Below are 13,014 nucleotides of genomic sequence, written 5' to 3'. Positions count from 1 at the left end.
GATCTAGTGAGGAGATTTGTCATTCAGCACTTTGTAGATGAAATAGCTGCCATAAAAAAGCATCAGCCCTATAGCGCCGAATATAACCAGCATTGAAGATAACCCAACTGCATTACCAAACAGGAGATCTAGCCATAAGTCCATAGTATTTCCTCCAGAAGTGCTTGAGACACTGCATAAGTTAAATTCTGGATAAAAAACCGACACTGATCTGGATCAATTGTGATTGATAGGTTGTGTGAATGTTTCTTTAGCTGTGTATTTGGTCACATTTTATGATTTGTTGAGTGGTTTTTGAGCGAACGAACTGAATTTAAGAAAAAGTTAATTAAATGACTTGCGTAACGAAACAGAATCCGTAATATACGCCCCGTTCTCGGTGAATAGCGCAGCTTGGTAGCGCATCTGGTTTGGGACCAGAGGGTCGGGGGTTCGAATCCCTCTTCACCGACCATATTTAGAAAAAGGCTCTAGTCGAAAGACTGGAGCCTTTTTCGTTTTAGAGAATTTTAAGGATTCGAACAGAGTGGGGTTCGCCTGATGTTCAGAATTCGGCTCTTCACCGATCATATTTAGAAAGCTCAGCAGAAATGCTGGGCTTTTTTTGTCTTAGAGAATTTTAAGGATTCGAACAGAGTGGGGTTCGCCTGATGTTCAGAATTCGGCTCTTCACCGGTCATATTTAGAAAGCCCAGCAGAAATGCTGGGCTTTTTTCGTTTTGAGATACCAATAATCATTAAGAACTGGACTGCGTTAAAAGAACTCGCAGTTTGCTTTTTGGCTTCGGTTCTTCTGTGTGATGTTGAAACCTTTCTTTTCCAGCAGCTCAATAAAACTCTGTTGACCGATTAAGTGAAGCGCGCCAACAATCATGACATATTGACCTTTTGGATTAGGTAAGAACTTGTCTGAACTTATTTTATTGGCCCAATCTTGGTTGCGGTCAATTACAAAGGCTTGTTCCATTTCTGGTGACATCTCAGTTAGATGCATCATTTTTTCAAGGTTCAGTCTATCGCCCGCTTTCCAGCTCTCTATCATGCAGTGAGTCATGACTTCATTGCTTTCCCACTCGTCGATAATACTGACCAACAACTCTTTGCCGTCTTCTGGCTGACGGGTTAACAGATCAATCTGAAATTGCATCGTTTCTAAAGGTACCAATGGAACCTTAGTTTCTATCGCTTTCTGCATCAGATGAAGGTCGACACCATCTTTTGTTTCATAGCCGAGTTTTTGCAATTGTAAGAACTGAAGTGATAAAGCGGCACTCCATGGCGGAAGTGTATGGAATTGCTCAACATTCAGTCCAAACTCAGAGGCGATTTGATCAAGATTGAATAACTGCTCTTGAGAAAGAACTTGCGCTGCTTGCTTGGACGCTGGGGGATAGACGATTTGCTGTTGCTGGGTTGTGTCCGATTCGACAATCAACCCGTCACTGTTATTGAGTGCTTGGTAGATATCATCAGGTAATGGGAACATGGATGGTTCCCCTACATGCACAGAGCCGATAATGGTGAGGCTGACTTTGCCGTTTGTTGCGTTCCAGTACAAAGGTTCTGCATGAGCAGAAAAGATAACAAAAGGTAGCAACCAACGGAGCGTTTGAGTAATGCCAAACATGCTGTTTCCTATTCCAATTCTAAACTAGGATAAAAACCTTACTTTAGAAGAGATTAGCTTAGTTATACTCAGAACGCTCCATTTAATCGTTAATGACTACCTTCAATTGCGATTCACTATGTTTAATATTAATCGACTAGTGAAAGCGCGTTTTGACGAGTCGTAGTCGGTTAGCATTACTCACTACGGTTATGGAAGACAGTGCCATAGCCGCCCCTGCCACTACTGGGCTGAGTAAAAATCCAAATGCTGGATAGAGCACACCTGCTGCAATAGGGATACCAAAGGTGTTATAAACAAACGCACCGAACAAGTTTTGCTTCATGTTTTTAATGGTGGCTTGTGATAGTTCGATGGCGCTGACTACTGATAACGGTGATGAGTTTAACAGTGTCATTTGCGCGCTTTCTATCGCTACATCACTGCCGCTGCCCATTGCGATACCAATATTAGCTTGAGCAAGAGCAGGCGCGTCATTAATGCCATCACCTACCATAGCAACAATACGGTTTTGTTTTTGTAGCGCTTCAATATGCTGAGCTTTTTGGTCTGGCAATACCTGTGCAATGACTTGGCTTATACCCAATTTGCTGGCGATAGAATTCGCTACGCTTTGGTTATCACCTGTTAGCATCACGGTATGAATTCCCATTTCGTTAAGCGCCTGAATTGCTTGTGATGCACTTTCTTTTACAGGATCGGCTATCGCAAACAGACCAATCAGTTGTTTGTCGAGAGCAATGGCAACTGGTGTCCAAGCGTTTGATGAGAACTCATCAAGCGTTTGCTGTGCTTCGGCTAGATCGATGTCTAAAGACTGGAAGTAACCGACAGAACCAATATGTACCGCTTGGCCTTGATAATCTGCTTGTATGCCTTGACCACGAGAGTTAACGAAGTTGTTAATCGTTGCTGCTGTGATTTCATTTTCTTTGGCATACAGACACACCGCTTTAGCTAAAGGATGTTCTGATTGTAATTCCAAGGCATAAGCGAGACTTAACACCTGTTGTTGGTCTGTATTAAAAGCCACAAGCTGTTGAACGCTCGGTTTTCCTTGAGTAAGAGTGCCTGTTTTATCAAACACAACCGTATTGATTTTGCTGGCAGATTGCAAAACGTTGGCATCTCGAATCAATATTCCCATTTCAGCCGCTTTACCTACGCCAACGGTTACAGACAAAGGTGTAGCCAGACCAAGCGCACAAGGACAAGCAATAATCAGTACTGTAGTTGCAATAACCAACATGTAGCTTATTTTCGGTTCAGGGCCAAACCAGTACCAAATTAGCGCAGAAAAAATAGCGATTAACACTACGGTCGGAACAAATACCGCAGAAATCTGGTCAGCCATTTTTGCGATGGCTGGTTTACTACTTTGAGCCTGACGAACCATCTTAATAATGCGCGAGAGCATGGTTTGCGAACCAATGCCAGTCGCTTCAATTAATAAGCTACCATCCTGATTGATGGTGCCTGCAGAGATATGACTTGAAGCCGATTTATGTACAGGAATCGGTTCGCCAGTCAGCATGGATTCATCAACATAAGAGCTGCCTTCTAATACCACACCATCTACCGGAGATTGTTCACCCGGTTTTACGCGCAAAGTCATCCCTTGTTTGATATCTGCTATAGCAATAGTTTGCTCTGTCGTCTCACCGTTATTGGTCACAACCAGAGTGGCTTGTTGTGGTTGCAAATTGATTAGAGCTTGCAGTGATTGTGTAGTTTTGGCTTTGGCTTTGGCTTCGATGTAATGACCGAGAGAAATCAAACCGATGATCATTGCTGTCGCTTCAAAATAAACGTGACGAGCATTATCTGGGAACCAGTTTGGCGCAATGACGACCAATGTTGAATAGAACCAAGCCGCACCCGTGCCCAAGGCAACGAGTGTATCCATAGTGGCACGGCGGTGAGTTAATGCTTGCCATGCGCTGGTGAAAAATCCTTTCCCTGCGGTAGATAAAAGTGCAAGACACAGTAATCCCACTACACCCCAAGCCATTTGGTCGCTGGTGGTTTGGATCATCATGTTGCCACCGAATACACCCCAAGCCATTAAAGGCACACCCATAACTAAACCAAGAAACGCATTACGTTTATGTTCTTTCTGGATATTGTCTAAATTGAGTTGTTGTTTCTTTTGTTGCTCGGCTGGGTCATCGACCCATTCAGCCTGATATCCCGCTTGGCTGACCGCTGCCACCAATGCCGATGTGACATCTTGATTTGAAATGACTAAAGCACTTTGTTCAGCCAGATTGACCTGCGCTTTTTCTACTCCAGGAACGGAAAGCAAGGATTTCTCGACGGATGAAACACAGCTTGCACATGTCATACCTTTAATCAGTAAGTGAGTATTTACTAAATCATCAGCTTGGGTTGGTGTTAGCTCAGCAGGTTCTGGTTCAACCGATGTTGGTTCTTCAGTTGCGACTTTAGGATCAGCAATTTTTTCTTGCTGAGCAGGCTCATCTGCGGTTACTTCAATTTGTTCTTCTTCAACTTGAGGGGGGGTGATAAGAGTTGCTTTGTAACCAACTTCCACCACTCGGTTAATAATTTCTTCGTGTGAGCTTGAAGTAATTAGTGATAAAGACTCTTTAGAAACATTCAGACGAGCAATATCGTCAAAGGTCTGCAAATGCTTAGTGAGCTTATTTACACAATTGCCGCAGTTTAACCCTTGCAGACTAAATTGCAGGGTGTTGCCTGCGTGATAGCCCAGCGATTCTATACTGTCGATGACCTTTTCGAGCGGAGAATTGACATCCAACTCGATAAAAGTGGGTGATAGCGTTTGAATTTCAACCGTAAAATCAGTGTTGAGCTGACGTTCAACTTTTCGTGCGCAGCCCATGCAATTCAAGCCTGATAAAGGTAATGCGTAATGGCCCATTTTCTTTTCCTCCAATCGACAGTAAGAAAAGCATAAACCTTGACCTAAAGGTAAGGTCAAGCTGTGTGGTGAAATTATAAACGTCGTTTGTTACTCGTCTTTCTCAAACGAGGTTGAATATGAATTAATCTTCCATTGTGGAATTAGTCATCAATGGTAAAATGGCGCCAAATTTTATCCTTTCAGTCGCAGTGGCTTAATGTGCCACTGTTGTTTTTATATCTAAGGAAGTCAAATGACGGTTAAAACTCGTTTTGCCCCAAGTCCTACGGGCTATCTTCACGTTGGTGGTGCACGTACAGCACTTTACTCTTGGTTATACGCAAAAAGCCAAGGTGGTGAATTTGTTCTACGTATCGAAGACACTGACCTTGAACGTTCTACTCAAGCAGCAGTAGATGCGATTCTTGAAGGTATGAGTTGGTTAGGTTTGGAATGGGATGAAGGTCCTTACTACCAAACAAAACGTTTTGATCGTTATAACGAAGTGGTCGATCAACTTCTAGCTCAAGACAAAGCTTACAAATGTTATGCGTCTAAAGAGCTTCTCGACGAGATTCGTGCTGAGCAAGAAGCGAATAAAGAGATGGCTCGTTACGATGCGAACCACCCTAAAATCAAAGCGGTGAATGAAGCAGCGAAAGAGGGTGATCCTTGCGTTATTCGTTTCCGTAACCCGAAAGAAGGCAGCGTAGTATTTGATGACCAGATCCGTGGCCGTATCGAAATTCGTAACGACCAACTTGATGATCTGATTATCCGCCGTACTGATGGTTCTCCAACTTACAACTTCTGTGTTGTAGTTGACGATATTGATATGGGCATTACTCACGTTATTCGTGGTGAAGACCACATCAACAACACGCCTCGTCAAATTAACATTTACGAAGCGATTGGCGCGAAAGTTCCAACGTTTGCTCACTGTGCAATGATCCTAGGTGACGATGGCGCTAAGCTGTCTAAACGTCATGGTGCGGTATCTGTAATGCAATACCGTGACGAAGGCTACTTGCCTGAAGCATTGATCAACTACCTAGTTCGTTTAGGTTGGGGTCATGGCGACCAAGAGATCTTCACTCAAGAAGAGATGATTAACTTGTTTAGCCTGAATGCGATTTCTAAATCAGCATCGGCTTTCAATACTGACAAACTACTTTGGTTGAACAACCACTACATCAAATCTTCTGATCCTGAGTATGTGGCGAAGCACCTAGAATGGCACTTTGACAACCAAGGTATCAACAAAGACAACGGTCCAGCATTAGCAGAGATCGTGAGTCTTGTTGGTGAGCGTTGCCATACACTTGTTGAGCTTGCTCAGCAGTCTCGCTACTTCTATGAAGATTTTTCTGAGTTTGAAGAAGGCGCTGCTAAGAAGCACCTACGTGGTGTGGCAAAAGAGCCTCTAGCGCTTGCATTAAGCAAACTTGAAGCTTTGACTGAGTGGACAACAGAAGCACTGCACCAAGTGATTGAACAAGTATGTGCAGAACTTGAAATCGGTATGGGCAAAATTGGTATGCCTCTACGTGTAGCAGTCACTGGCGGCGGTCAATCACCTTCTGTAGATGCGGTAATGCAGCTAATTGGCCAAGAGCGTGTTATCGCACGTATCAAGATGGCTCTGGCATTTATCGAAGAGCGTGAAGCTAACGCACAATAAGCTATTTATTGAGTGATGAAAAAGCTGTGGTGTAACAACCACAGCTTTTTTGTTTTCTGGCGTTCGGGAATTTGTTGATATAGCAATGAGTTACTCGGTTTAAACGAGATTATTTCAAATCAATACTGCTCAAACGTCCCATATAAATAAGAATATCCAAACAGTCTTTATGGGCTTCCAATAGCGCTTTTTTCGTTTTGGTATAAGCGGCGAGTTTGCCGTGTTTATTGATAGAGCAAACCACACTCTTGAAGGTGCATTTGCCTTTGTTGTCATAATCGCGCCAAGCGGCAATATAGCAAGCATCTCGGCTATCTGGGTTATCGCTTGTCGGACGTGGCTTATAGATGATTTTGGGCTCTAAGCTATGAGGTAAACGCGTCATCAGATAAGGATCTTTCAATATACGTCGCCAATGCTTGCCCCACATTTCTCTGCCTAATTCATTTCGTAGTTTAATCGCCTTTTTCAGCCCCTTGGTTTCTCCTAGACGTATGTAACCGACCGATCTGTGGAGAACACTGTCATCGGGAGTGTGAATATGAATTTTATAAGCCGTTTTAGCTTTAGAGATAAATCGGTGGCCAGTATTGGTTTCTAGGTTACTTTTCTTCATAGGCTAGCGGTTTCCCTTACAACTTGATGGGTTCAAGGTGGTGGATTTCTTATCCCAACAACAGAACTTAGACGTGCCGAGTGTTAGAAAAGTTTACCAACCACCCAAAAGCAGCAAGCGCCTTGGGTTATCAACATTTTTGTTAATAGTAATTTTAGATTAAATCCCGAATAACGAGAATAAACAGTCTAGTTGAATGTTAATTTTTTATATCAAAATTGAGTCAGGATTCTGCGAGATAAAACTTTCGTCTTTTATCTGCAACAACGTTGAATGGTTTTCAGAATATCTACTACGTTTATAGTTGATGAACAACATGTCGCTTATGTAACAGCTATGACGCAAGGTTAATGTTTGTCACATTTTCCAACGTTTACCACATCGAACGTCTTATCGTAACTATAGTGTAATTATTGTGTAACTTATTACTAAGGGGTGAGCAATCGGAGGCTCGAAAGAATACAAGTAATAAGAAGTTGTCAGTTTTTTATAATAAGAATGAGCAAGTAAGGACGCAATTGGCTATGTCTACTCATAAAGGAAAAGAAGTGACCTTCTCCCAATCGGAGTTCTTGGTCTCAACAACGGATACAAACAGTATCATCACTTATGCTAACGATGAGTTCTGCCGTGTGGCGGGTTTTACCGCTGAAGAACTGATTGGCAAACCTCATAACATCGTTCGTCACCCTGATATGCCTAAAGCGGCTTTCGCAGATATGTGGGGGCAGCTAAAAAAAGGCAACAGTTGGCGAGGAATGGTAAAAAACCGCTGTAAGAATGGAGACTACTATTGGGTAGACGCATTCGTTACTCCTATCTACGACAAAGATAAGATTATTGGTTATCAGTCTGTTCGACATTGCCCGTCGCGCAAAGATATTGCCTCTGCTGAGAGGTTGTATAAGAGAATTAATAATGGAAAGAAACCATTCCCTGTTACTGAACACATTTTATTTCAGAGAGCCGTCGCGGCAATAGTCGCAATAGCTTTATTGGGCAGCGCATATTGGATAGCCGGAATGACAATGTTTGCATTAGTTTTGGCAGCGTTAGTCATTTTCGGCGGTCTATTCTTTGATGAAATCATCAAATTGCCAACTTTGATTCATAAACAAGCAGATATAGTAAATAGCCCTTCACGTGTGGTTTTTTGTGGAACGGGGCTAAGCGGAAAGGTTGCCTACAATGTGGATATTCAATTAGCCAAAATTAGGACAATCTTGGGAAGAAGTTTGGATTCTGGTAAGGCATTAGTGAACATTTCTGAGCAGCTAAAATCAACCAGTGAATCATCCTTACAAAGTTTGAAAGCAGAGAGTGAGCTTTTAGAGCAGCTATCTACTGCGGCCACGCAAATGAATGCGTCAATACAAGAAGTAAACAGCGCAACTTTAGATACTCGTGATTACGTGCGTGAAGTCAAAGCCAAGTGCGGCAATGCGGCAGATACGTTAACAAGGAACGGTGAGAACCTGAATGAGTTGTCTGAAGATATTGGCGCGGCAGCTCAGAGCTTGCTTCAACTGGTAGAAGATACCAATAAGATTTCTGGTGTTATGGCCGAAATTCAAGGGATTGCAGATCAAACCAACTTATTGGCATTGAATGCGGCAATAGAAGCGGCGAGGGCGGGAGAGCAAGGTCGTGGTTTTGCCGTTGTTGCTGATGAAGTGCGAACCTTGGCCGGAAGAACTCAACTTGCCACACAGAATATTCAGAGTTCGGTAACCAATCTTCAGAACTCAATGCAAACGTGGCAAAAATCCATGATAACCAACCAAGATAAATCGCAACGGTGTAATACTGAGGCCCAAAGTGTCCAGTCTATTATGTCTAGTGTGATTGATATGATGTCGTTACTTGAGGACAAATCTATTCAGATTGCGTCAGCCATGGAAGAGCAAAGTGCGGTTACTGCTGAAATCAGCCAAAACGTTCACCATGTACAAGCGGTATCTAACCAAAACGTCGATTTAGTCGGGCAGGCAAGCGAGAATGCATGTGAAGCACATATAAGTGCAAACAACATTAATGCGTTAAGTTGTAACTTCCGTTAGTTTTCCGACGACTAAGCACTCTAAAACAGAAAAGACTAACTCATCATGGTTAGTCTTTTTGTTTGCTTGAACTAATATATCTAAAGCGTTAAAGGTTTTTTAGCATGCAAATTTCGCAACTGCCGTGCCCAGTATTACCGATACTTCCCTCTATATGTTCGAAACCAAATTGCTCGTATAAAGAGACAGCAGAGTTCAGTTCTTCCAGTGTTTCCAAATATAGGTATTTGTATCCAAACTCTCTCGCTTTCTTTATCGATAAATCAATTAAACACCTACCAAGACCAATACCTAGCACGGATTTATCCAAGTACAGCTTTTGCATTTCGCCATACTCTTCATTAGCCCCTAATAACTGTGCAATGCCAACGCCACCAACAACTTGATCATTAAGTGTAGCTACCCAGTAACCGGATTTGTCAGAGGTGTAAGCGGTACTCAGGCTGGCTAAAGCTGGATCGTGTAGGCTTACGCCTTCTAGATGGTCAATTTTATTATCTATGAAGCTGTTACGAATGACTTCAGCAATAGCATCATTGTCTTCAGGGGTAATTGGTCTGATAGTGATGTCTAGCCCACGGAGTGAAATGCGAAGATGTTCTGCCTCTTCCTTTTTCATTTTTATAATTCCTTTGATGTCTCGGTTAACGCTGGTACTTCATCATCATATAAACAAAGAAACTTTAAGCAATGACTTCCTAGTTCAAATCATTACTGATAACGCCTCAATGAGTACTAGAGGGTACTAGAATTCGATCTCTTCTAGTGCCGAATTTGGACATTTCTCACTTCCCTACCAGTCAAAAGAACTTCCATAAACTAATTGTTTCTTGAATATTGAGAGGGAATTATCTTATTCAGTTCATAGTTTTATCAAAAATGAGAATTATTTCTTGCATTAATGTGATGTGTTCGCTATTTGTCATATTGTGTAAGCAACTATTTCGCTGGCAATTTAATAATGTTAATTAGGGTTAGCTAATTAAGATGAAAGTGATGCAAACTAGCCTCAGATTGCAGAATGATTCTTGCTCTATAGAGGAAAGCAGAGAGCTGAAATGAACTCAGAAAAAACAATAAAACATCATATTTACGTTCTTGGTTTGTCATTAATTCTGTTAACACTATTCGCCAAATACAACTATGATTCACTTGACGTTGTAGAAGAAGTTTCAGCAGAAGTAAACAATATAATCTTTGAAAATATAAAGTATTACGAAGATGAGATAAGTGGAAGTTTACCAGTTAAAAATTGTTGGAACTTCTTAGAAGAAAATGCAACTTTACTTTTAAATAATCGAAATGTAAGAAGTATAAGTATCACCGACAATAAAAAAGTAATTTGTTCTTCAATCAATTTACTCAACGGGATGGAATTAAAATTCACCAAAGAAGAAACTGGGAAAATACGGTTTTTTTATATATCTAAGACTCCTTATAGTGACAGTGTAAATCAAAAAAACATGGAGGCTTTCTTAGTAAAGATATCTTATACACCTACTTACATCACTATCATAGGGTTATATCCTGAATCATTAACTGAAATCATCGATGATTACTCCGAATATGATGTTTATGTAAACTTCGAAAATGTTGTTTTATATAAAGATAAAATAGTTAGCAAAAATAACGCCTTGGAAGGAAAATCGCTTTATGAAGTTAAGTATAATATTAGTCCGTATTTGTTTTTTAAATATGTGATAATAAATCACAGTTTTGTGATAATATTTTGGACGCTTTTATATTTATTGATGGTACGTGTTAAGTTACCAATTTTTGATAAGTTTACAATTAGTTATTGGGATATAAATAAAGCCATAAAACGCCGCCACTTTCATCCATATTTGCAACCTGTTTTTGACATCAATGGTACTTTAACTGGGGCGGAAGTTCTCGTTCGTTGGATTCATCCAACTAAAGGTGTTATCCCTCCTGCCAGTTTTATTGAAGAAGTAGAAGCAAACGGAAAAATTAGAGAAATCACCCAGATTTTAATGCAAAAGTGTTCGACGCATTTACGTAATGTGGAATTCACAAGAAAGGGCGAGTTCCATTTAGGGTTTAACGTATGTGCAATACAGTTTGATTCAAATCTTTTGTATGAAGATATAATGTTGTTACAGAAAGAATTGTCATCAAAACCTATTTTAATTGTATTAGAAATAACTGAAAGACAAGAATTTGAAAGCAAAATTTTTACCTCATACATCAATAAGCTTAAAGATAAGAATATAAAAATTGCTCTTGATGATTTTGGTACTGGTCATTGCTCAATGAAATACTTAATTAATTCAAGTATTGATATCATTAAAATTGATCGTACATTTGTAAACACTATATCTGAGGGGAAAAATACTCATGTATTAGATGCCATCATTAGCTTAGCTAACGCAACAAATGCAGAGATTTTGGCAGAAGGTGTTGAGAATAAAGATCAATTTGAATATTTGTATGCAAACAATGTAACACACTATCAAGGTTTCTATTTTGATGAGCCGATGCCAATTGAAGAGTTTATTGGAAAATATCTTTCATAGTTATTATTCAGTTGCCACACATAGCAACTAGGACTTTAATCATTAATTAGCGCACTCGGTTTATTTCCTTAAACACCGCTTTAGTAGATATGCAGGTGGATTTTTACTGTATATGTTCCATCTATGAAGAGTTCAGCATTCTATAGGTTCGAGGTTTACCGGGGTTGGGTCCTTAGTTGTCTGCTTTGGTATCTAGCCAACTAGAAATGTCTTTCAATCTTTCAGATATGTGTTTGTTTAGGCATTTATGGTCGACATACTTTGTCACAATCAAATCTAATCCCAATTCCTTGAAGTCTGGGTGCTCAGAAATAATTTTAATGTATTCGTCCAGTCTTGATTCTGGTGTTGTTGGGCGTTGCAGTTGCTTCTTGAGCTTTTCTCGAAACTTACTTGGAGTCTCATAAATATCAACTTGCTCATCGCAATACATTTCTTCGTATAGGACATCAGCTAATTGTTTATTGCTCCAACCTAGCGCATTTAGCATCTGACGAATTTGTTTTTGTTTTTGCTCTGTCCCCATTTGTCCCAAACCTATTAGTTAGTATGCAATTGTCTCAGCGGAGACGGTAAATATTAATGAAAAGGAACTACACTATGTCAAATAAAACACTTATGACGACTAAAGCCGCGGCTCGAATTCAATCAGATGAAGCTAAAAAAAATGGTGGGAAAGTCTCTAAAGATTCATTCGCTGCTCGTGCTCAGAGAGCGGCTGACAATAATAAAAAACAAGGTAAATAAGGAGTTTATCATGAGCAAACCAAATCCTAATTATCCAAGCAAAACCGGTAACCCTTCAGGGCCTGGGCGTGGTAACACTCCAAAGCGTTAAATAAATTTTTGAGGCAGTGTATCTGCCTCTTTTAACCTATGAACAGCGTTCAGCGTTTCTTTTTAATCTTCTAATAAACAGAGATTCGTCTGTTTTGTAGTCAGAATAGGAAACATCTTTAGTTGTCTTCTCTACAGCACACAGGCATATATCTCGTTTGCTGTTAAACCAACTCTTAGAAACTGCACTAGTTGAAGCATTCAAGCATGTATCAACAAGCGCATACTCAACTTGAAGTGGATATCGAATTTCATCAAAGACATCATTTACTTGGTACCCACCTACAACACCTACCAATAAAGCAGCACTTGAAGAGACCAATTTCCGTTTACTGAACTTATAACCTTTGAAGCTTTTTTCGCACTCTTTACACAATATGTTCTCAGCATACTCAATTTTATTATCGGTATGACATCGAGGGCACTCGACTTTCATTTCTAGGCAACCTTATGATTTTTCTTCTTTATTTGATAATTTCAATTCATATTTAAGCACAATTCCTTACAGAAATTGATAGTTACACTCCCGTTTTTATAGAGACTTTTCTGAAATGAGTTTGGACTGTATGAGAGGGAGCGAATTAGGTCTGTGCGCCCGTTCTAGGGAAATCTTGCCGCGTTCAAGTCATTTCTATATCGGCAATCTATAAGTAGTTTAGTTATGCCTGCCGTATCGAGTGGAGTTGTATGATTTCACTCTCTAGGGGTAAGAAATTAATAGAAGGTATAAATGCAATTAACGAATAAGGTTGCTACAGTTTTAATTGGT

10 protein-coding genes and 1 tRNA gene are annotated in these 13,014 nt (G+C 40.3%); 5 read left to right on the top strand and 6 right to left on the bottom strand.

All coding sequences use genetic code 11. The annotated features are described in order from the left end of the window. Positions 1–3: 3 nt before the first annotated feature. Complete coding sequence (locus tag AAGA51_RS11710) at positions 4–144, bottom strand: DUF3149 domain-containing protein (RefSeq protein WP_042480052.1); 141 nt, start codon at positions 142–144, stop codon at positions 4–6. Positions 145–377: 233 nt separating this feature from the next. Between AAGA51_RS11710 and AAGA51_RS11705 the strand changes: the two genes are divergently transcribed. Next, positions 378–454, top strand: a tRNA-Pro gene (locus AAGA51_RS11705). A 300-nt stretch (positions 455–754) separates the two neighbouring features. Here AAGA51_RS11705 and AAGA51_RS11700 read toward each other — a convergent pair. After that, the gene (locus AAGA51_RS11700) at positions 755–1,627 is read right to left on the bottom strand and encodes a TraB/GumN family protein (RefSeq protein ID WP_042480048.1); all 873 of its coding nucleotides are present in this window, start codon (positions 1,625–1,627) and stop codon (positions 755–757) included. 136 nt (positions 1,628–1,763) lie between these two features. Further along, a complete protein-coding gene (locus AAGA51_RS11695; RefSeq protein WP_042480046.1) occupies positions 1,764–4,532 on the bottom strand; it encodes a heavy metal translocating P-type ATPase in 2,769 nt (922 codons plus the stop codon). A 235-nt stretch (positions 4,533–4,767) separates the two neighbouring features. On the opposite strand from AAGA51_RS11695, the gene gltX reads away from it, so the two are divergent. Further along, positions 4,768–6,195 carry a glutamate--tRNA ligase gene (gltX, locus tag AAGA51_RS11690; protein ID WP_042480045.1) on the top strand — a complete coding sequence of 476 codons (1,428 nt, stop codon included), beginning with the start codon at positions 4,768–4,770 and terminating at the stop codon, positions 6,193–6,195. A gap of 109 nt (positions 6,196–6,304) precedes the next feature. On the opposite strand, the gene AAGA51_RS11685 is transcribed toward gltX, so the two are convergent. Beyond that, on the bottom strand, positions 6,305–6,811 hold the full coding sequence (locus AAGA51_RS11685) for a Fe3+-citrate ABC transporter substrate-binding protein (RefSeq protein WP_042480042.1): 507 nt from the start codon (positions 6,809–6,811) through the stop codon (positions 6,305–6,307). A gap of 524 nt (positions 6,812–7,335) precedes the next feature. On the opposite strand from AAGA51_RS11685, the gene AAGA51_RS11680 reads away from it, so the two are divergent. After that, positions 7,336–8,871, top strand: coding sequence for a methyl-accepting chemotaxis protein (locus AAGA51_RS11680; protein ID WP_042480039.1), 1,536 nt, complete (start codon positions 7,336–7,338; stop codon positions 8,869–8,871). An 88-nt stretch (positions 8,872–8,959) separates the two neighbouring features. On the opposite strand, the gene AAGA51_RS11675 is transcribed toward AAGA51_RS11680, so the two are convergent. Beyond that, on the bottom strand, positions 8,960–9,490 hold the full coding sequence (locus AAGA51_RS11675) for a GNAT family N-acetyltransferase (RefSeq protein WP_042480037.1): 531 nt from the start codon (positions 9,488–9,490) through the stop codon (positions 8,960–8,962). 439 nt (positions 9,491–9,929) lie between these two features. On the opposite strand from AAGA51_RS11675, the gene AAGA51_RS11670 reads away from it, so the two are divergent. Further along, positions 9,930–11,408 (top strand): EAL domain-containing protein, encoded by a 1,479-nt coding sequence (locus AAGA51_RS11670; RefSeq protein ID WP_052404540.1) that lies wholly within the window; start codon positions 9,930–9,932, stop codon positions 11,406–11,408. Positions 11,409–11,580: 172 nt separating this feature from the next. On the opposite strand, the gene AAGA51_RS11665 is transcribed toward AAGA51_RS11670, so the two are convergent. Beyond that, positions 11,581–11,934 carry a translation elongation factor Ts gene (locus tag AAGA51_RS11665; RefSeq protein ID WP_042480035.1) on the bottom strand — a complete coding sequence of 118 codons (354 nt, stop codon included), beginning with the start codon at positions 11,932–11,934 and terminating at the stop codon, positions 11,581–11,583. A gap of 74 nt (positions 11,935–12,008) precedes the next feature. Between AAGA51_RS11665 and AAGA51_RS11660 the strand changes: the two genes are divergently transcribed. Continuing rightward, positions 12,009–12,155 (top strand): hypothetical protein, encoded by a 147-nt coding sequence (locus tag AAGA51_RS11660; RefSeq protein WP_102954314.1) that lies wholly within the window; start codon positions 12,009–12,011, stop codon positions 12,153–12,155. The last annotated feature ends 859 nt before the right edge of the window (positions 12,156–13,014 follow it).

Source organism: Vibrio diazotrophicus (assembly GCF_038452265.1).
GTDB lineage: Bacteria > Pseudomonadota > Gammaproteobacteria > Enterobacterales > Vibrionaceae > Vibrio > Vibrio diazotrophicus.
Note: the sequence above shows the minus strand (reverse complement) of the source record. Positions and strands in the feature narration are given on the sequence as shown.

What these genes read in the sequence shown, in the direction of transcription:
- gltX (WP_042480045.1), top strand. Translation starts at nt 4,768, where the DNA reads ATGACGGTTAAAACTCGTTTTGCCCCAAGTCCTACGGGCTATCTTCAC.
- AAGA51_RS11680 (WP_042480039.1), top strand. Translation starts at nt 7,336, where the DNA reads ATGTCTACTCATAAAGGAAAAGAAGTGACCTTCTCCCAATCGGAGTTC.
- AAGA51_RS11665 (WP_042480035.1), bottom strand. Translation starts at nt 11,934, where the DNA reads ATGGGGACAGAGCAAAAACAAAAACAAATTCGTCAGATGCTAAATGCG.
- AAGA51_RS11710 (WP_042480052.1), bottom strand. Translation starts at nt 144, where the DNA reads ATGGACTTATGGCTAGATCTCCTGTTTGGTAATGCAGTTGGGTTATCT.
- AAGA51_RS11695 (WP_042480046.1), bottom strand. Translation starts at nt 4,532, where the DNA reads ATGGGCCATTACGCATTACCTTTATCAGGCTTGAATTGCATGGGCTGC.
- AAGA51_RS11670 (WP_052404540.1), top strand. Translation starts at nt 9,930, where the DNA reads ATGAACTCAGAAAAAACAATAAAACATCATATTTACGTTCTTGGTTTG.
- AAGA51_RS11700 (WP_042480048.1), bottom strand. Translation starts at nt 1,627, where the DNA reads ATGTTTGGCATTACTCAAACGCTCCGTTGGTTGCTACCTTTTGTTATC.
- AAGA51_RS11685 (WP_042480042.1), bottom strand. Translation starts at nt 6,811, where the DNA reads ATGAAGAAAAGTAACCTAGAAACCAATACTGGCCACCGATTTATCTCT.
- AAGA51_RS11675 (WP_042480037.1), bottom strand. Translation starts at nt 9,490, where the DNA reads ATGAAAAAGGAAGAGGCAGAACATCTTCGCATTTCACTCCGTGGGCTA.
- AAGA51_RS11660 (WP_102954314.1), top strand. Translation starts at nt 12,009, where the DNA reads ATGTCAAATAAAACACTTATGACGACTAAAGCCGCGGCTCGAATTCAA.